General features: G+C 53.3%; 17 protein-coding genes and 2 pseudogenes. 11 read left to right on the forward strand and 8 right to left on the reverse strand.

Annotation, left to right across the window (positions count from 1 at the left end; all coding sequences use genetic code 11):
• Positions 1 to 9: 9 nt before the first annotated feature.
• Positions 10 to 468 (reverse strand): NfeD family protein, encoded by a 459-nt coding sequence (locus tag OGX92_RS03080; protein WP_126955905.1) that lies wholly within the window; start codon positions 466 to 468, stop codon positions 10 to 12.
• Positions 465 to 1382, reverse strand: coding sequence for an SPFH domain-containing protein (locus OGX92_RS03085; RefSeq protein WP_003831073.1), 918 nt, complete (start codon positions 1380 to 1382; stop codon positions 465 to 467). Before OGX92_RS03085 ends, OGX92_RS03080 begins: the two co-directional genes overlap by 4 nt.
• Positions 1383 to 1515: 133 nt before the next feature.
• On the opposite strand from OGX92_RS03085, the gene fetA reads away from it, so the two are divergent.
• Both fetA and fetB read left to right on the forward strand, forming a co-directional pair.
• The gene (gene fetA / locus OGX92_RS03090) at positions 1516 to 2193 is read left to right on the forward strand and encodes an iron efflux ABC transporter ATP-binding subunit FetA (RefSeq protein WP_126955904.1); all 678 of its coding nucleotides are present in this window, start codon (positions 1516 to 1518) and stop codon (positions 2191 to 2193) included.
• Entirely contained in the window at positions 2180 to 2959 is a 780-nt protein-coding gene (gene fetB, locus OGX92_RS03095; RefSeq protein ID WP_286586229.1) for an iron efflux ABC transporter permease subunit FetB, read from the forward strand. Before fetA ends, fetB begins: the two co-directional genes overlap by 14 nt.
• Positions 2960 to 3039: 80 nt before the next feature.
• On the opposite strand, the gene OGX92_RS03100 is transcribed toward fetB, so the two are convergent.
• The 3 genes from OGX92_RS03100 to tesA all read right to left on the reverse strand — a co-directional run bounded on the left by OGX92_RS03100 (position 3040) and on the right by tesA (position 5501).
• Positions 3040 to 3894: a co-chaperone YbbN gene (locus OGX92_RS03100; protein ID WP_003831076.1), complete on the reverse strand. Its 855-nt coding sequence runs from the start codon at positions 3892 to 3894 to the stop codon at positions 3040 to 3042.
• 58 nt (positions 3895 to 3952) lie between these two features.
• Positions 3953 to 4723: an SDR family oxidoreductase gene (locus OGX92_RS03105; RefSeq protein ID WP_003835790.1), complete on the reverse strand. Its 771-nt coding sequence runs from the start codon at positions 4721 to 4723 to the stop codon at positions 3953 to 3955.
• 163 nt (positions 4724 to 4886) lie between these two features.
• Entirely contained in the window at positions 4887 to 5501 is a 615-nt protein-coding gene (gene tesA / locus OGX92_RS03110) for a multifunctional acyl-CoA thioesterase I/protease I/lysophospholipase L1 (protein ID WP_032934351.1), read from the reverse strand.
• On the opposite strand from tesA, the gene ybbA reads away from it, so the two are divergent.
• From ybbA to OGX92_RS03140, 6 genes are all read left to right on the forward strand, one after another.
• Positions 5472 to 6158 (forward strand): putative ABC transporter ATP-binding protein YbbA, encoded by a 687-nt coding sequence (gene ybbA / locus OGX92_RS03115; protein ID WP_286586230.1) that lies wholly within the window; start codon positions 5472 to 5474, stop codon positions 6156 to 6158. The genes tesA and ybbA overlap by 30 nt on opposite strands.
• On the forward strand, positions 6155 to 8569 hold the full coding sequence (ybbP, locus tag OGX92_RS03120) for a putative ABC transporter permease subunit YbbP (protein WP_286586231.1): 2415 nt from the start codon (positions 6155 to 6157) through the stop codon (positions 8567 to 8569). Before ybbA ends, ybbP begins: the two co-directional genes overlap by 4 nt.
• A gap of 186 nt (positions 8570 to 8755) precedes the next feature.
• Entirely contained in the window at positions 8756 to 9889 is a 1134-nt protein-coding gene (locus OGX92_RS03125; RefSeq protein WP_123268429.1) for a porin, read from the forward strand.
• A 260-nt stretch (positions 9890 to 10149) separates the two neighbouring features.
• Positions 10150 to 10980: a MetQ/NlpA family ABC transporter substrate-binding protein gene (locus OGX92_RS03130; RefSeq protein ID WP_063941337.1), complete on the forward strand. Its 831-nt coding sequence runs from the start codon at positions 10150 to 10152 to the stop codon at positions 10978 to 10980.
• Positions 10981 to 11043: 63 nt separating this feature from the next.
• Positions 11044 to 12060, forward strand: a complete 1017-nt coding sequence (sfbB, locus tag OGX92_RS03135) for a virulence-associated ABC transporter ATP-binding protein SfbB (RefSeq protein WP_200920705.1) — start codon at positions 11044 to 11046, stop codon at positions 12058 to 12060.
• Positions 12053 to 12712 carry a methionine ABC transporter permease gene (locus tag OGX92_RS03140; protein ID WP_003831085.1) on the forward strand — a complete coding sequence of 220 codons (660 nt, stop codon included), beginning with the start codon at positions 12053 to 12055 and terminating at the stop codon, positions 12710 to 12712. Before sfbB ends, OGX92_RS03140 begins: the two co-directional genes overlap by 8 nt.
• Here the strand turns inward: OGX92_RS03140 and mnmH are convergent, their stop codons facing one another.
• Both mnmH and allS read right to left on the reverse strand, forming a co-directional pair.
• Positions 12713 to 13807 (reverse strand): tRNA 2-selenouridine(34) synthase MnmH, encoded by a 1095-nt coding sequence (mnmH, locus tag OGX92_RS03145; protein ID WP_286586232.1) that lies wholly within the window; start codon positions 13805 to 13807, stop codon positions 12713 to 12715.
• A 69-nt stretch (positions 13808 to 13876) separates the two neighbouring features.
• A pseudogene (gene allS, locus OGX92_RS03150) lies at positions 13877 to 14802 on the reverse strand (HTH-type transcriptional activator AllS).
• Positions 14803 to 15029: 227 nt separating this feature from the next.
• Between allS and allA the strand changes: the two are divergent.
• From allA to gcl, 3 genes and pseudogenes are all read left to right on the forward strand, one after another.
• The gene (allA, locus tag OGX92_RS03155; RefSeq protein WP_048226465.1) at positions 15030 to 15512 is read left to right on the forward strand and encodes an ureidoglycolate lyase; all 483 of its coding nucleotides are present in this window, start codon (positions 15030 to 15032) and stop codon (positions 15510 to 15512) included.
• Positions 15513 to 15590: 78 nt separating this feature from the next.
• Positions 15591 to 16409 carry an HTH-type transcriptional repressor AllR gene (allR, locus tag OGX92_RS03160; RefSeq protein WP_032934542.1) on the forward strand — a complete coding sequence of 273 codons (819 nt, stop codon included), beginning with the start codon at positions 15591 to 15593 and terminating at the stop codon, positions 16407 to 16409.
• Between the two features lie 84 nt (positions 16410 to 16493).
• Positions 16494 to 18203 (forward strand): annotated as a pseudogene (gcl, locus tag OGX92_RS03165) (glyoxylate carboligase); the annotation flags it as partial.
• Positions 18204 to 18227: 24 nt separating this feature from the next.
• On the opposite strand, the gene OGX92_RS23425 reads toward gcl, so the two are convergent.
• Entirely contained in the window at positions 18228 to 18284 is a 57-nt protein-coding gene (locus tag OGX92_RS23425) for an IS1 family transposase (RefSeq protein ID WP_003032489.1), read from the reverse strand.
• Positions 18285 to 18287: the final 3 nt, after the last annotated feature.

The raw sequence follows: 18287 nt of genomic DNA on the forward strand, positions 1-18287 counted from the left end.
CCTGTCTCTTTAGTGTGATACCGCTTTTATAATCAGGGTGATTCCCTCAACGGCAATGACTTCAACCTGCGTTCCGGCGCTCAAATCGTCACGGGCGCTAACGGGCCAGGAGCTGTCGCCGACGCGCATATGTCCGCGACCATTGACCAGGGTGGTTTCCAGAATAAATCGACGGCCAACCAGCTGTTGTCCGCGCTGGTTAAGATGGCTGTCGGCTGGCTTTTGCTCCTGAACGCGCCTTGCCAGCCACTTCCACCACAGCCAGGCCGCCAGCAGAGTGAGGACAGCGAACATTGCCCCCTGCCACGCCCAGTCTAGCGGAACGAGCCAGACGACAAGACCGGTAATCACCGCAGCCACGCCGCTCCACAGCAGATAGCCGTTGCCGCCCAGCATCTCGGCGGCGAGTAGCAAACCGCCGAGGCTGAGCCAGAAGATGTGCGGGTGCACCAGAATCATCGCTATCATGATTTTTTCCGCTCGCTGGCGCTGTCCTTAACCAGTTCGGCGATCCCGGCAATGGAGCCCATCAGGCTACTGGCATCCAGCGGCATCATCACCACTTTGCTGTTATTCGACGAACCGATATGCTGCAGCGCTTCGGTGTATTTCTGCGCCACGAAGTAGTTCACGGCCTGAATATCCCCGGCGGCAATGGCCTCAGACACCATCTGCGTGGCGCGGGCTTCTGCTTCTGCGGAACGTTCACGCGCTTCAGCCTGTAAAAATGCGGACTGACGTTCACCTTCCGCAATGAGGATTTTCGATTGCTTCTCACCTTCGGCCTTAACGATTTCTGCCTGACGGATCCCTTCGGCTTCAAGAATGTAGGCGCGCTTGGTACGTTCGGCTTTCATTTGCGCGTTCATGGCGTCGATAAGTTCTGCAGGAGGACGCACGTCGCGGATCTCAATACGGGTGATTTTTATTCCCCAGGGATTGGTGGCCTCATCAACGATATGCAGCAGGCGCGTGTTGATGTTGTCGCGCTGGGAGAGCATTTCATCGAGTTCCATCGAGCCGAGAACAGTACGAATGTTGGTCATGGTCAGGTTGATGATCGCCAGTTCCAGGTTGCTGACTTCATACGCGGCTTTCGGCGCGTCGATCACCTGAATAAAGCACACAGCATCAATCGAGACGTTGGCGTTATCTTTGGAGATGACTTCCTGAGAGGGGATATCAAGCACCTGTTCCATCATATTGATCTTACGACCAATGCGGTCCATGAACGGTACAACAAGGCTTAAACCCGGTTGCAGGGTTTTGGTGTAACGGCCAAAACGCTCTACCGTCCACTGATATCCCTGCGGGACGATTTTGACGCCTGCGCCGACGATCACCAGCGCGACAAAAATAAGAATAGGAATAAAAATGAGCATTGATGAAACCTCCTGTTGTGCTGTCCTTTACTGCCTCATTAGTCAAATTATACCCGATTTATCAAGGTGGGCTCCCCTATAATAAATTACAGGGATAGACTATCTGCACGAAAGATGTAAAAAGGGATTGGTAATGGAAGAAAGCAGCATTCTGCTTCAGTTAAAAAATGTCGCATGGCAGGCAGGGGCGACGCAGGTTCTTAATAACATCTGTTTTGATCTCCGCGCCGGAGAATTTAAGCTGATTACCGGCCAGTCCGGCTGCGGTAAAAGTACGTTACTCAAGATAGTCGCGTCGTTAATTAGCCCGAGTTCTGGTGAAATCCTTTTTGAGGGTAAGGAGATATCAACGCTTAAGCCTGAAGCTTATCGCCAGCAGGTCTCTTATTGCGCGCAAACGCCCGCTTTGTTTGGTGACACCGTTTACGACAATCTCATTTTCCCCTGGCAAATCCGCAACAAAAGTCCGGATCCAGATGTGTTTCTGGCCGATCTGGCCCGCTTTGAGTTACCCGAGACGATCCTCAAAAAAAATATCAATGAGCTATCCGGCGGCGAAAAGCAGCGCGTCTCGTTAATTCGTAATTTGCAGTTTCTGCCGAAAATCCTGCTGCTTGATGAAATCACCAGCGCACTGGATGAGTCCAACAAACGTAACGTGAACGAATTAATTCACCACTATGTTTGCGACAAGAATATTGCCGTGCTGTGGGTGACGCACGATAAAGATGAGATTAATCACGCGGATAATGTCATAACTCTTCAACCGCACGCCGGAGAAATGCAGGAAGTCAGCAATGAACGAGCATAATATTACCAATGAATCCCTGGCGTTAGCGATGATGCTGGTGGTGGTCGCGATACTGATCAGCAACAAAGAAAAGCTGGCGCTGGAAAAAGATATTCTCTGGAGCGTTTGCCGGGCAGTGGTTCAGCTTATTATCGTGGGCTACGTGCTGAAATATATTTTTGGCGTCAACCATAGCATTCTGACCTTATTGATGGTGCTGTTTATCTGCTTTAACGCGGCCTATAACGCGCAAAAACGCAGTAAATATATTGATAAAGCTTTTCTCTCGTCGTTTATTGCCATTACGGCGGGGGCGGGGCTAACGCTTTCGGTGCTGGTTCTGTCAGGCTCTATCGAGTTCACGCCGATGCAGGTCATCCCGATCTCCGGCATGATTGCAGGTAATGCGATGGTGGCGGTAGGGCTGTGTTACAACAATCTGGGGCAGCGGTTTAACAGCGAGCAGCAGCAAATTCAGGAAAAACTCAGCCTCGGCGCAACGCCGAAGGTGGCTTCTGCGCCGCTGATTCGCGACAGCATTCGCGCCTCGCTGATTCCGACTATCGATTCAGCGAAGACCGTGGGGCTGGTGAGTTTACCGGGGATGATGTCGGGATTGATCTTTGCAGGTATTGACCCGGTAAAAGCGATTAAGTATCAGATTATGGTGACGTTTATGCTGCTATCAACCGCCAGCCTGTCGACCATTATTGCCTGCTATTCAACCTATCGGAAGTTCTATAATTCGCGCCACCAATTAGTGGTAACGCATTTGAAGAAGACGTGATGTGATGCCGGAGGGATCGGTATTTGTCGAATTTACAGGCCCGATAAGCGCGCAGGCGCTATCGGGCAAAATCAAATGGATTAGTACAGCAGCGCGTACAGCTGGCGGCGGTACTTCGAGGCCAGCGCATCGCCCGTACCCAGTGCGGCAAGGATCTCCTGGAAGGTCTTACGTGCCTGACCATCGGCAGCCGTAAGATCTTTCTTCAGGTGGCTGAACAGTAATTCCAGTGATTCTTCGTTACGTCCGACCTGGTGTAACTGAATAGCCAACTGCGTTGCCAGCGCCGCATCCTGCGGATTGTTGGCGACCTGCTGCTGCAACTGTTGGATTTCCGGCGTATCAGCTGCCTGTTTCAGCAGTTCAATCTGCGCGATCAGCCCCTGATAGCGGGTGTCCTGATCCTGCAACGGAATGGTTTTCAGTACCGCTTCGGCTTCATCAGAACGGTTCAGGGCGATTTGTGTTTCCGCCAGCAGCAGACCAATTTCGCTGCTCTGGTTGGAGATCTGCCAGGCTTCTTTCAGCAACGGCAGTGCATCCGCGTGATTACCGGCTTCGATGAATTCGATAGCCTGGCGTGCTTTCAGCTCTTCTTCGCTCGGCAGCACTTTCTCCAGCAGCGCGCGAATAACCTCTTCCGGCTGCGGGCCCTGGAATCCATCTACCGGCTGACCGTTCTGGAACAGATAAACCGTAGGGATCGCGCGCAGACCAAACTGGGAGGCGATCATCTGTTCGGCGTCGCAGTCGAGTTTAGCGAGAATAAACTGACCGTTATACTGGGCGGCAAGGCTCTCCAGTACCGGCGTTAATTGCAGACAGTGCTGGCTGCGCTCAGACCAAAAATAGAACAGGACCGGCGTGGTCATCGACTGTTCAAGGGTCTGCTGTAGGTTCGATTCGTTAATGTTAACAATATTCTGTGTGGACATGGAGTTACTCTCTTTTGTCGATTTCTTGTTACATGGGGGCTGACGCGCGAGCTTCAACTCAACCCTGTAAAATTTTGTCCATTATGCGGCCTGGCAACAGGCGTTTAAGCAGCATCACTGCCCAGGTCACCAGCGTAACCGGATAACGTAGCTTTGGTTTATCGCTCTCAAACGCATGACGCACTTTAGCGACAACCGCTTCTGGTCCCAGCGTAAAACGCGCGGCAATGCCGGGATTTTCAACGGGAGCATCGCTCTGGGTCTGGTTGACGTTTTCGGTAAAGCGGGTACGGATGGGGCCGGGTTCAATCAGGCTGACCTTAATCCCGCTGTGGCGCAGTTCCATACGCAGTGCGTCGGACCAGGCTTCCAGTGCATATTTGCTGGCGGCATAGGCGCCGCGTCCCGGCGTTGAGATCAATCCCATCACCGATGAGGTCATCACAATGCGCCCTTCGCCGTGGGGTAACATGGCAGGTAACAGGCGCATGGTAAGCTGATGTGCGCCAAAGAAGTTGGCGGAAAACTGCTGTTCCATCTGTTCACGGCTGATGGTGGGCAGTGGACCATAGACACCGTATCCGGCGTTGTTAAAGATCCCATATAAACGATTATCGGTCAGGGCGATCACTTCATCGGCGGCACGATCCACGCTTTCGGGTGAATCCAGATCCAGCAACACGCCAGTGAATCCCATGCTGTTCATACGCGCGACATCGTCAGGTTTGCGACAGCCTGCCAGAATTTGAAAACCCTGGCGCTTTAGCTCAAGCGCACTTTCCAGGCCGATTCCGCTGGAACATCCTGTTATTAAGACCGATTTTTGCATAACTTTACCTGTCAGGATCTCCGTTGTTTTATGAGTCGTGATTTACTATATCCGTCATACTTCAAGTTGTCTGTGCGTTGGCTACGCTCGCTCCCCCCAGTCACATAGTTATCTATGCTCCTGGGAACTCTCTCACTTGCCGCCTTCATACAACTCGAATTATTTAGGATAGAAAAGGTGTGAGATGTTGCGCCATCCAGTCGGCGATAAACGGCTGGGCATCACGGTTAGGATGAATACCATCATCCTGCATCCACTGGGGTTTCAGATAAACCTCTTCCATGAAAAATGGCAGCAGAGGAACATCAAACTCTTTGGCGAGCTTTGGATAAATCGCGCTAAAGGTTTCATTATAACGGCGACCGTAGTTTGCCGGCAGACGAATTTGCATCAGCAGTGGTTCGGCATTTGCCGCTTTCACGTCCTGCAAAATTGTTCGCAGGGTTTGTTCGGTTTGCGCAGGCGCAAAGCCGCGCAGGCCGTCGTTGCCGCCAAGTTCGACCAGCACCCAGCGCGGCTGGTGCTGCTTGAGCAATGCAGGCAGACGGGCCAGACCTTGCTGCGAGGTGTCGCCGCTAATACTGGCATTCACCACCGGCGTTTTGGTTTGCCATTTATCATTAAGTAGCGCAGGCCACGCGGCGCTGGCGGACATACGGTATCCGGCGCTCAGGCTGTCACCCAGAATTAATAACGTGTCCGCAGCGGCGGCGCGGAAAGTTAACAGGACCAGGAACAGGAAAGGCCAATGCCAGCGGAAAACATTGTTGAAGTTCATCATCTTAAGAAATCCGTCGGTCAGGGTGATCATGAGCTATCCATCCTTACCGGAGTTGAACTGGTTGTCAAACGCGCCGAGACCATTGCGTTGATTGGCGAGTCGGGATCGGGGAAATCCACGCTGCTGGCGATCCTTGCCGGGCTGGACGATGGCACCAGCGGTGAAGTCAGCCTGGTGGGGCAGGCGCTGCACACCATGGACGAAGAAGCCCGGGCGCAGCTGCGGGCGTGGCACGTGGGTTTTGTCTTCCAGTCATTCATGTTAATTCCGACCCTCAACGCGCTGGAAAACGTCGAATTGCCCGCGCTGTTGCGCGGCGAAAACAGCGGAAAAAGTCGTGACGGGGCAAAAACGCTGCTGGAGCAACTGGGGTTGGGAAAACGTCTTGATCATCTTCCGGCCCAGCTTTCCGGCGGGGAGCAGCAGCGCGTGGCGTTGGCGCGGGCCTTTAACGGTCGCCCTGACGTGCTGTTTGCCGATGAACCAACGGGCAATCTGGACCGTCAGACCGGAGACAAAATCGCCGACCTGCTGTTTTCTCTGAACCGGGAACACGGTACCACCCTGATTCTGGTGACCCATGACCCGCAGCTGGCGGCGCGTTGCGATCGGCGTTTACGCCTGGTGAACGGACAGTTGCAGGAGGAGGCATGATTGCACGCTGGTTCTGGCGCGAATGGCGCTCGCCTTCATTACTGATTGTCTGGCTGGCGCTGAGCCTGGCGGTAGCTTGTGTGCTGGCGCTGGGCAATATCAGCGATCGTATGGAAAAAGGGCTGAGCCAGCAAAGCCGTGAGTTTATGGCGGGCGATCGGTCGCTACAAAGTTCGCGTACCGTGCCGAAAGCGTGGATTGACGAGGCGCGACAGCGTGGTCTGAAGGTGGGAGAACAGCTGACCTTTGCTACCATGACTTTTGCCCGCGATACGCCGCAACTGGCGAACGTTAAAGCGGTGGATGATGTGTATCCGATGTACGGCACGCTGCAAACTAACCCGCCGGGACTGAAACCGCAGCCGGGCTCGGTGCTGCTGGCCCCACGTCTGATGGCGCTACTCAACTTAAAAGTCGGTGATTCCATCGACGTTGGCGATGCCACGCTGCGTATTGCCGGGGAGGTGGTGCAGGAGCCGGACTCTGGTTTTAATCCGTTCCAGATAGCACCGCGTCTGATGATGAACATGGCGGATGTCGAAAAAACGGCGGCGGTCCAGCCGGGAAGTCGCGTGACCTGGCGCTATAAATTTGGCGGGACGCCGTCGCAACTGGAAGCCTATGAAAAGTGGCTGCTGCCACAGTTAAAGCCTGAACAGCGCTGGTATGGGCTGGAGCAGGATCAAGGGGCGCTGGGGAAATCACTTGAGCGTTCGCAACAGTTCTTGCTGCTTTCGGCGCTGTTAACGCTGTTGCTGGCAGTCGCCGCGGTTGCCGTGGCGATGAGCCATTATTGCCGCAGCCGTTACGATCTGGTGGCTATTCTGAAAACCCTCGGCGCGGGCAGAGCGCAGTTGCGCAGGCTGATTGTTGGTCAATGGTTGATGGTGCTGGCGCTGTCTGGCGTGACCGGCGGACTATTCGGGCTGTTATTTGAGCGCGTGCTGGTGCTGCTGCTCAAGCCGGTTCTGCCCGGAGAACTACCGCCTGCCAGCCCCTGGCCGTGGCTATGGGCACTAGGCACCATGACGGTGATTTCGCTATTGGTGGGGTTACGCCCTTACCGCCTGCTGCTGGCAACGCAGCCGCTGCGGGTGCTACGCCGTGACGTGGTGGCAAACGTCTGGCCCCTGAAGTTTTATTTGCCGGTGGTCGTGATAGTCGTGATTGCACTGCTTGCTGGACTGATGGGCGGAAGTCCACTGCTGTGGGCGGTAATGGCTGGTGCGGTGGTACTGGCGCTGTTGTGCGGGGTGCTCGGCTGGATGCTGCTCAACGTGCTGCGTGGTCTGACGCTCTCCTCACTGCCGCTGCGTTTGGCGGTCAGTCGACTGTTACGCCAGCCGTGGTCAACGCTCAGCCAGCTATCGGCATTTTCGCTTTCCTTTATGCTGCTGGCGTTGTTACTGGTGCTGCGCGGCGATCTGCTCGACCGCTGGCAGCAGCAAATGCCGCCGGAAAGTCCGAACTATTTTCTGATCAACATTGCCACCGAGCAGTTGGTTCCGCTGAAGGCTTTCCTGTCCGAGCATCAGGTGATCCCGGAATCGTTCTATCCGATTGTGCGGGCGCGTCTGACGGCGATCAATGAGAAGCCGACCGAAGGCAATCAGGATGAGGCGCTGAACCGCGAGCTTAATCTTACCTGGCAGGATACCCGACCGGATCATAACCCGATAACCGCCGGAAGCTGGCCGCCAAAAGCGGGCGAAGTGTCGATGGAAGAGGGGTTAGCGAAACGGCTGAACGTCAAACTCGGCGATCGAGTGACCTTTATGGGCGACACCCAGGATTTCAGCGCCACGGTCAGCAGTCTGCGCAAAGTGGACTGGGAAAGCCTGCGGCCCAACTTCTTCTTTATCTTCCCCTCCGGCGCGCTGGATGCTCAGCCGCAAAGCTGGTTAACCAGCTTTCGCTGGGAGAACGGCAACGGCATGCTAACGCAGCTTAACCGCGAATTCCCGACCATCAGCCTGCTGGATATTGGCGCCATCCTCAAACAGGTGAGCCAGGTGCTGGATCAGGTGAGCCGTGCACTGGAGGTGATGGTGGTACTGGTCACCGCCTGTGGCATGCTGCTGCTATTGGCGCAGGTCCAGGTCGGGATGCGTCAGCGTCATCAGGAGTTGGTGGTCTGGCGCACGCTGGGCGCGGGTAAGAAGCTGCTGCGTACCACGCTGTGGTGCGAGTTCGCCATGCTCGGGATGGTTGCCGGACTGGTGGCAGCCATCGGCGCAGAAACGGCGCTGGCGGTACTGCAAACCAGAGTGTTTGATTTCCCGTGGGAACCAGACTGGCGACTGTGGGTAGTATTACCATTTAGTGGAGCACTGCTGCTCTCTTTATGCGGCGGATGGCTCGGTTCACGTCTGCTAAAAGGTAAAGCGCTATTCCGTCAGTTCAGTAGTTAATTCATATTCGTGATGATTACGCACCGGTTTTTAAATCGGTGCGTCTTTTTTTCTATGTAGCACAAAATGATAACTCCTTGATATTTAACAGCACAGAACAATAAAAACCCAACAACACGAGAGTATTAATAAACGTTAATATTTGTGTGCTGAATAATTGGCAGGCTATCTATCAAGGTATAAATAATGACTATAAAAAAAACAGCGCTGGCGGTATCGATCGGCGCAGCAGTGGCATTAACGACTTTCGCTTCACAGGCGGAAATCACGGTCCTGAAACAAGATCCGCAGGCGGGCAACCCGCTGAGCCGTCTTAACTTCACCGTCGGCGGCAGTATTCGTCCGCAGTTCCAGAATATGGCCGGTGACGATGGTAAGAATGGCTACAAACGTAATGGCTTCGATGGCGGTACACGTTTCCGCTTCGCCGCTGACTACTATCTGTTTGATGATATCAGTTGGGTGAGCTACTACGAGCTGGGCGTTAACTTCCCGGCGATGTTCAACTGGGATAACCACTACGCTGACGGTGCCAACGATACCACGCGTCGTATGTTGTACACCGGTCTGAAGAGTGCAACCTGGGGTACGCTGACCTTCGGTCAACAGAACAGCATTTACTATGATGTAGTCGGTGCGAAAACGGATATCTGGGACTATGACATGATCGGTCAGGCGCCAGGTAACGGTATTAATGGCGACTATGATGGTTCCTATCGTACGCGCAAATCTCTGAAGTATAAGAATACCGTTGGTGATGTGGATCTCTACGCCTCTTATCTGTTCAGTGATGATTACAACCCGAACAACGGTCTGCGCTACAAGCGTAAAGGCGGCGGCTCGCTGGGTGTGGATTATCACATTACCGATGACCTGACCTGGGGTACGGCGTGGAACTACACTCGCGCGGAAATGCGTGGCAACACCAGCAAAACCTACGATCAAAACATCGTCGGTACCGCGCTGAGCTGGAAACCGGACAACTGGACCTTCTCGCTGGGCGGCGGTTGGTATCAAAACTTCATGACCACCAAAAAAGTCTCTGTTAACGACTACTTTGCCGGTGACGCCTGGGGTCTGGAATACTTCGCCGGTTACACCTTCCCGGTGGGTCAGTATGCGCTGAAATCCGTTCAGCCTTACTTTATGGGCGACCGTATTGAGTACGTGAATGGCCGTAACTACCTGCGTACCGACAACGGCGTGGGGATCAGCTTCCAGCTGGATTACGGTTTCCGTGTTGACTACGAACACGTCTTTACCTCCAGCACCGACAATCTGGGTGACATGAACCTGGTTCGTCTGCGTTACGACTTCTAATCGACGCCTGCCGCCCGATGCGCTTGCGCTTATCGGGCCTAAGAAAGCTGTTGTAGGCCGGATAAGGCACTTGTGCCGACATCCGGCTTTTTCATACCTTCTTTCATTTAAAAACATACTCTGCAACATCATGAAATAATTTCAAGGACAGCAGGTTGTGATCTGTGTCATGTTAACAATCAGCCTGTTAACAGGCCAACAAGAACAACGCCGCAAGAACGGCGTGAGACATGACACCACAACGTTAAAATGGAGAGAATATGGGATTGCGTCAGAGTTTACGCGTCGCGACCGGGGCGCTGTTACTGGCCTGTGGATTACAGTTTGCTCATGCGAACAGTGACCCGCACACAATCGTGTTTGGCGTCGCGCCTGGGCCATACGGTGATATGGTGAAACAGGCCATTGCCCCCACGCTGAAAGAGAAAGGCTATAAGGTAGTGGTGCGCGAATTCAGCGATTACGTGCAGCCAAACATGGCGCTCTCCAACGGCAGCATTGATGCTAACCTGTTCCAGCATTCGCTCTATTTTGACAAATTCACCGCAGATAAAGGCCTGAAGCTGAGCAAGCTGATTGTGGTCCCGACGGCAGGGATGGGGTTTTACTCACATAAAATCAAAAGCCTGGATGAGTTGAAAAAAGGAGATGTGATCACGCTCTCCAACGATCCCACTAACCTGGCTCGCGGTCTGCGTTTCCTGCAGTCTATTGGCCTTATCACCATCAAAGACAATATTGATCCAACTAAAGCCTCCGAGCGCGATATCGCCAGCAATCCGAAAGGGCTGGTGTTTAAACCGCTGGAAGCGGCACAGCTGCCGCGTACGCTGGACGGTGTGACCGGTGCGCTGGTCAACGGTAACTTTGCCGTGGCGGCAAAAATGGATCTCGCCAGCGCCATCAAGCAGGAACACCTGGATGAAAATCTAAAAAATATCATCGCGGTACGCACTGAAGATGCGGATAAACCGTTCGCCAAAGATATTGTTGAGGCGGTGAAATCTCCGGCGTATCGCGCGGTGATCGACGATCCGCAAAATATCTACAGCGCCTTCCAGAAACCGGAATGGATGTCGGCAGCCCAATAATCGCTGCGCACAATGGTTAACAGGGGCAGCGACGACTGCCCTTTTCGCATTTCTGAGGTGGCTATGATTGAGATAGAGAAAGTTTGCGTGGATTTTAGCGCAGGCCGTGGACCATCAACCCGGGCGGTTGATGACGTCAGCTTGCGCATCGGCGCAGGTGAGATATTTGGCATTGTCGGGACCAGCGGCGCGGGGAAAAGTACGCTGCTGCGTACCCTGAACGCCTTAACGCGTCCGAGCCAGGGAAGCGTGAAGGTGAACGGCGTAGAAATTTCTGCGCTTGAAGGGGGGCATCTACGTAAAGCCCGTCAGCGTATCGGGATGATTTTTCAACATTTTAACCTGATGCATACCCGTACCGTGGCGCAAAACGTCGCCTTTAGCCTGAAGGCTGCCGGATGGGAGCGCAGTAAAATTGGCCCGCGCGTGAGAGAAATCCTGGCGCTGGTGGGGCTGTCAGACAAGGCGAACCGCTTTCCGGTTCAGCTAAGCGGTGGGCAAAAGCAGCGTGTGGGTATTGCCCGCGCGATTGCCAATCACCCGGATGTGCTGTTGTGTGATGAACCTACCTCGGCGCTGGACCTCGAAACCTCGGCCACGATTCTGGCGCTGCTTAAGCAGATCAACCAACAGTTGGGGATCACGATCGTGCTGATCACTCACGAGATGAACGTGATCAAATCGATTTGCGATCGCGTGGCGGTGATGTCCGGCGGCAAGGTGGTGGAGTCCGGTGAGGTGTTTGACGTTTTTGCTCACCCGCAGCATGCGTTCACACAGCAGCTGGTGTCACATACCCTCAATTTGACGCTGCCCGAGCGTCTGCGCCAGCATCTGCCTGGCCAGTTGCTAAAAATTCTGTTCATCGGCGATTCGGCGGAACAGCCGGTGTTGTCAGAAGTGGCGGTTAAATTTGGCGTGGCGGTGAACATTCTGCACGGCAAAATTGAGTATATCGGTGAACGTGCGCTGGGGATTCTGGTGGTGCAACTGACCGCGCCGCATAACCCTTCTGCGGTGGATGTCGCCGTGGAACATATTCGTCAACGTACTGCACAGGTGGAGGTGATTCGTGGATGATTTATTGCCGGATTTGACGCTGGCGTTTAATGAAACTTTCCAGATGCTGAGCATCTCTACGGTGCTGGCAATTATTGGCGGACTGCCGCTCGGTTTTCTTATTTTCGTCACCGATCGGCATTTATTCTGGCAAAACCGTTTTGTGTATCTGCTCAGCTCCGTGCTGGTGAATATCATTCGTTCGGTGCCGTTTGTGATCCTGCTGGTTCTGCTGTTGCCGCTAACCCAGTTTTTGCTCGGGAATACCATTGGCCCGATTGCGGCGTCGGTCCCGCTCTCAGTAGCGGCAATCGCCTTCTATGCCCGTCTGGTTGATAGCGCGCTACGTGAAGTGGATAAAGGAATTATTGAGGCGGCGGAAGCTTTTGGCGCCAGCCCGATGCGCATCATTTGCACCGTTCTGTTACCTGAGGCGAGCGCGGGACTGCTGCGTGGGCTGACGATCACGCTGGTGAGCCTGATCGGTTACTCCGCGATGGCCGGGATTGTCGGCGGCGGCGGGGTAGGTGACCTGGCGATTCGCTTTGGTTATTACCGCTATGAAACCCAGGTCATGATCGTCACCGTTGTCGCGCTGATTATTCTGGTGCAGGTCGTCCAGGTGCTGGGCGACTGGCTGGCAAAACGCGCGGATAAGCGCGACAGACATTGATCACTGTGCGTTAAGCCATTCGGCGACGTCCTGCCAGGTGCCGCGAAAGACGATTTTCGCGGCTTTCTTTTCCAGCTGATAGCGATACATCGGATCGTAATACTCGTTGAGCAACGGCACCAGCCATCCCATGTGGGCGTCGGTACTGCCCGTCGACTGCTGTTCGCGCAGAGCCACGTCCAGCAGGGCGGTCAGCTCGGCAAAACGCTGTAATCCCAGACGACGGCGAATAGCGAACAGGCCGTGGTGCAGATACTCACTGTATTCCTCCCAGCCCTGGCTCTCACCATAAGCCTGGGTAAAATCGTGGTGCATGCGCACGAAATACTCCTTGCGCAGACGCTCCAGACGCAGCTCAAAAGGATCGTCCACCACCGCAATGGATGCCTCGGTCATGCGCTCGCGCAGGCATTCGGGCAGATGGTTAGCGCCGATCATCCGGCCTTCATCTTCCAGCACCCACTGGCGCAAATCCTGTCGGCTGTCCGTTTTGAGCATTTCGACCGCCAGCAGGTTTTCAAAACTCGCCTGGCTCAGCTGCGGTTCCACAGTACGTCCAAACGAGGAACCGCGATGGTGCGCCAGTCCTTCGAGATCCACGCCGTTCGGCTGCTGTTGTACCAGTTGCGTTTTACCGTTCCCGGTACAACCGCCAATTAAGACGATCGGTTTTTGCACCAATTCTTCCGTTAGCCGTATGACTGCCTGGCGCAGAGCTTTGTAGCCGCCTTGTATCAGCGGGTAGTCAATGCCGGACCCGTGCAGCCATTGCTGCACGATATGCGAACGCTGACCGCCGCGCGCGCAGCATAAATATCCTTTTGGGTGCTGATGACAAGCATTATGCCAGGCGTTCATGCGCTGTTGGCGGGTTTCACCCGAGACCAGTTGATGGCCCAATTCGAGCGCAGCCTCAGGCCCCTGACGTTTATAGCAGGTACCGACGGCGGCGCGTTCGTCATCGTTCATTAAGGGGAGATTGACTGCGCCCGGCATCGCGCCTTGTTGAAATTCGACGGGGGCGCGTACATCGATAATAGGCGTACCGGCGAGCAGAATCGCGCGATAGTCCTGTGCTGTTTGTGTGTCTTGCATAGTAAAAAACGAAACCTCAAATCATCTTGCGTATCATTTTACGCGCCAAAGAGCAGGATGACTTGATTTTCAATCGCGTGCATTGTTGAAAATTGCTAAAAATCCGGCGATTTCTGGTTTTCGTTGCGTAAATAACGTCACAATATCTTCCACAGCCTTACCTGCGCCAAACTTATGCCAGGCGAGACTTAAGGGCGAGGGGGGCGCATGGTAGGAATAATGCTACTGACCAGTTGCCCGTTATCAAGCAATGGCTGGCACAGCGGTTGCGGAACAAAGCCGATACCCACCCCAGCAAGATGCGCCGCAATCTTGGTTTCCATGTCCGGGACAATAATCTCTTTTTGACCGGGAAGCCGCCACGCGACCCGTTTAGTCAGGGTGCGCGCACTGTCTTCAATATTGATCGCCGGAAAACGGCGCAACTGCGCTTCCGTTAATGGACCACTGACGCCTGCCAATGGATGATTTGCCGACATAACAAACCGCCACTGAACAGACCCCAAAGGATCGAGGGTAAAGGTGTTGGCCATTGGTTCAGTACCCGTGACGCCGATGGCCAAAGAGAATCCTTCATATAGCAGTGAATCCCAGACGCCCATATAGATTTGCCGGGAAAAGTGAAACTGAGTAAAGGGATAGCGTGCGTTAAGCCAGGATAACAGGCGAGCGACGGCTTCAGGGCTGTACAGCAGGTTGTTGACCACAATATTCACCTGGCGCTCTACGCCGTCGTTCACCTGTTGCAACTCGCTGGGCATGCTGTCCAGCCAGGCGAGCCAGTCTTTTGCCTGAGAAAGGAGATGAGAACCGGCGGCGGTTAACGTCACGCTTCGGGTAGTACGAAAGAACAACGCGACGCCGGTATTTTCTTCCAGAAGTTTAATGCGGTAGCTGATGGTGGCCGTGGTTTTACACAAGCGATCCGCCGCCCTGGAGAAACTTCCCGTTTCGGCGACGCCGATAAAGGTACGCAGTGTTTCCGGGTCAAACATCGTCAGCTACTCCCTTAATGATCTTCTACAAGCCTGATTTCTTGTTCTCTGATTTATAAGTATTTTTGCATAATGGCCTTGTTTAAATTGTGGTCTAAATCTAGTTTTGGAAAAATTTTCCAATTTTTGTGTTGATGTTAAATCACGAAGGTTTTAGATTGCATGGTATTGAAACCGCCACGTGTTCTGACTGCGGTTCAGCGGAATTCAGTTACAAGGAAATGATGATGAAACTTGAGGTATTACCGTTAAACCAGCACACGTTCAGCGCCTATGGCGATGTCATAGAAACTGATAAACGTGATTTTTTTCATATCAATGATGGGCTCGTTGAGCGTTATCACGACCTGGCTAATGTGGAAGTCCTTGAACAGGATCGTACGCTCATCAGTATTAACCGCGCGCAACCGGCGGCTATGCCGATTGTTGTGCATGAACTGGAGCGCCACCCGCTAGGCACCCAGGCATTTATGCCTATGAATGGCGAAGCGTTTGTGGTGATTGTCGCGCTCGGCGAGGACAAACCCGATCTTTCCACCTTAAAAGCTTTTATCACCAATGGTCAACAGGGTGTGAATTACCACCGAAACGTCTGGCATCACCCGTTGTTTGCCTGGCAAACCGTGACTAATTTTCTGACTGTTGATCGCGGTGGTAGCGATAATTGCGATGTTGAAAGTATCCCGGCACATGAACTCTGTTTTGCGTGACGCTATCGGCCTTCTTGCTTAATATGAGCATATTGTTCATTGTTTATGCTCATATTTTGGGCCGGAGTAAATGCAGTGGTGACGGAAGTAAGACGGCGTGGCAGGCCAGGACAGGCGGAGCCGGTCGCGCAAAAGGGCGCTCAGGCGCTTGAGAGAGGCATTGCAATTTTGCAGTATCTCGAAAGAAGTGGAGGCAGTTCGTCAGTGAGCGATATTTCCGGCAGTCTGGATTTACCGCTCTCCACGACTTTTCGCCTGTTAAAGGTTTTACAGGCTGCTGATTTTGTTTATCAGGACAGCCAATTAGGCTGGTGGCACATCGGGTTAGGCGTATTCAACGTAGGCTCCGCGTATATTCATAATCGCGATGTTCTGTCAGTAGCCGGACCGTTTATGCACCGATTAATGCTGCTGTCGGGCGAAACGGTTAATGTCGCGATTCGCAATGGCACCGAAGCGGTGTTGATTGGTCAGAAGGAGTGCAAATCGATGGTCAGAATGTGCGCACCTTTGGGCAGTCGTATGCCGCTACATGCTTCTGGTGCGGGAAAAGCACTGCTTTATCCGTTGATGGAAGAAGAGCTAATGGACATCGTCGTGAAAACGGGTTTGCAGCAATTTACGCCGACCACGTTGGTAGACTTTCCGACTCTGCTGCGCAATCTGGAATTGGCGCGTGAGAATGGCTATATCGTCGATCACGAAGAGCATGTTATTGGATTGAATTGCATCGCTTCTGCTATCTATGACGATGCAGGCAGTGTCGTCGCTGCCATCTCTATTTCGGGGCCCGCATCCAGACTGACGGAAGATCGTTTTATCAGTCAGGGGGAGCTGGTACGGGATACTGCACGAGATATCAGTACGGCGCTTGGTTTAAAAGCACCCGTAGCGTAAGTCGCAGCCCGCTCAGAGGAGCGGGACTTTTTTGGATCTTTTCAAATTTGGAAAATTTTTCCAACAAATAGAGGTAGAAAGAAAATGGCAAAAATGAGAGCCGTTGACGCGGCAATGTATGTGCTGGAAAAAGAAGGCATCACCACCGCATTTGGGGTTCCTGGAGCGGCAATTAACCCGTTCTACTCCGCGATGCGTAAGCACGGAGGTATCCGTCATATTCTTGCTCGTCACGTTGAAGGTGCTTCCCATATGGCGGAAGGCTATACGCGTGCAACGGCAGGAAACATTGGTGTCTGCCTTGGCACTTCCGGCCCGGCAGGTACTGACATGATCACCGCGCTGTATTCCGCTTCTGCCGATTCTATTCCTATTTTATGCATCACAGGCCAGGCGCCTCGCGCCCGCCTGCATAAGGAAGATTTTCAGGCTGTTGATATTGAGTCTATTGCCAAACCGGTTAGCAAAATGGCGGTAACGGTGCGTGAAGCGGCGCTGCTTCCTCGGGTTTTACAGCAGGCATTCCATGTTATGCGCTCTGGTCGTCCTGGCCCGGTGTTGATCGATTTACCTTTTGATATTCAGGTTGAAGAAATCGAATTCGATCCAGAAATGTATGAGCCTCTACCGGTGTACAAACCTGCTGCCAGCCGCAAACAGATTGAGAAAGCGCTGGAAATGCTGATTCAGTCTGAGCGTCCGGTCATCGTAGCTGGAGGTGGGGTGATTAATGCGGATGCTTGCGAACTGCTGCAACGCTTTGCTGAACTAACCCACGTACCGGTAATTCCTACGCTGATGGGCTGGGGATGTATCCCGGACGATCATGAGTTAATGGCCGGAATGGTGGGATTACAAACGGCGCATCGTTACGGAAACGCCACGTTGCTGGCTTCCGATATGGTGTTCGGTATTGGTAACCGCTTTGCTAACCGACACACCGGCTCCATCACGAAATATACTGAAGGGCGCAAAATCATTCATATCGATATTGAGCCGACGCAAATTGGCCGCGTTCTTTGCCCGGATTTAGGTATCGTTTCCGACGCCAAAGCCGCGCTGACTTTGCTGATTGACGTTGCTCAGGAGATGCAGAAAGCCGGACGTTTGCCTTGCCGGAATAGCTGGGTTGATGAATGCCAGCAGCGTAAGCGGACGCTACTGCGTAAAACCCACTTCGACAATGTTCCGGTTAAACCGCAGCGTGTGTATGAAGAGATGAATAAAGCCTTTGGTCGTGATGTTTGCTACGTCACCACCATCGGGTTATCGCAAATTGCCGCTGCGCAAATGCTGCATGTATTTAAAGACCGTCACTGGATCAACTGCGGTCAGGCTGGCCCTCTTGGCTGGACGCTACCGGCGGCATTAGGGGTTTGTGTGGCTGATCCTTCGCGCAATGTCGTCGGGATTTCAGGGGATTTTGACTTCCAATTCCTGATTGAAGAACTGGCAGTGGGTGCGCAATTCAACATTCCTTACATCCATGTGCTGGTCAACAACGCCTACCTGGGGTTGATTCGCCAGTCGCAGCGCGCGTTTGATATGGATTACTGCGTGCAACTGGCGTTCGAAAACATCAACTCCAGCGAAGTAAACGGCTACGGTGTCGATCACGTCAAAGTGGCTGAGGGGTTAGGCTGTAAAGCCATTCGCGTATTTAAACCTGAAGAGCTTGCTCCGGCGTTTGAACAAGCCAAAGCTCTGATGGCGCAGTATCGCGTTCCGGTTGTTGTCGAAGTGATCCTTGAACGTGTGACGAATATCTCTATGGGTAGCGAACTGGATAATGTTACGAGTTTGGGTAATGACTCCAACTTATTGATAGTGTTTTATGTTCAGATAATGCCCGATGACTTTGTCATGCAGCTCCACCGA

The organism is Citrobacter sp. Cpo089 (assembly GCF_030332695.1).
In the GTDB taxonomy this organism is placed as follows: Bacteria; Pseudomonadota; Gammaproteobacteria; order Enterobacterales; family Enterobacteriaceae; genus Citrobacter; species Citrobacter portucalensis.

What these genes read in the sequence shown, in the direction of transcription:
- OGX92_RS03085 (WP_003831073.1), bottom strand. Translation starts at nt 1,382, where the DNA reads ATGCTCATTTTTATTCCTATTCTTATTTTTGTCGCGCTGGTGATCGTC.
- OGX92_RS03130 (WP_063941337.1), top strand. Translation starts at nt 10,150, where the DNA reads ATGGGATTGCGTCAGAGTTTACGCGTCGCGACCGGGGCGCTGTTACTG.
- tesA (WP_032934351.1), bottom strand. Translation starts at nt 5,501, where the DNA reads ATGAACTTCAACAATGTTTTCCGCTGGCATTGGCCTTTCCTGTTCCTG.
- mnmH (WP_286586232.1), bottom strand. Translation starts at nt 13,807, where the DNA reads ATGCAAGACACACAAACAGCACAGGACTATCGCGCGATTCTGCTCGCC.
- ybbA (WP_286586230.1), top strand. Translation starts at nt 5,472, where the DNA reads ATGCCAGCGGAAAACATTGTTGAAGTTCATCATCTTAAGAAATCCGTC.
- fetA (WP_126955904.1), top strand. Translation starts at nt 1,516, where the DNA reads ATGGAAGAAAGCAGCATTCTGCTTCAGTTAAAAAATGTCGCATGGCAG.
- OGX92_RS03100 (WP_003831076.1), bottom strand. Translation starts at nt 3,894, where the DNA reads ATGTCCACACAGAATATTGTTAACATTAACGAATCGAACCTACAGCAG.
- sfbB (WP_200920705.1), top strand. Translation starts at nt 11,044, where the DNA reads ATGATTGAGATAGAGAAAGTTTGCGTGGATTTTAGCGCAGGCCGTGGA.
- allA (WP_048226465.1), top strand. Translation starts at nt 15,030, where the DNA reads ATGAAACTTGAGGTATTACCGTTAAACCAGCACACGTTCAGCGCCTAT.
- OGX92_RS03080 (WP_126955905.1), bottom strand. Translation starts at nt 468, where the DNA reads ATGATAGCGATGATTCTGGTGCACCCGCACATCTTCTGGCTCAGCCTC.
- OGX92_RS03105 (WP_003835790.1), bottom strand. Translation starts at nt 4,723, where the DNA reads ATGCAAAAATCGGTCTTAATAACAGGATGTTCCAGCGGAATCGGCCTG.
- ybbP (WP_286586231.1), top strand. Translation starts at nt 6,155, where the DNA reads ATGATTGCACGCTGGTTCTGGCGCGAATGGCGCTCGCCTTCATTACTG.
- fetB (WP_286586229.1), top strand. Translation starts at nt 2,180, where the DNA reads ATGAACGAGCATAATATTACCAATGAATCCCTGGCGTTAGCGATGATG.
- OGX92_RS03125 (WP_123268429.1), top strand. Translation starts at nt 8,756, where the DNA reads ATGACTATAAAAAAAACAGCGCTGGCGGTATCGATCGGCGCAGCAGTG.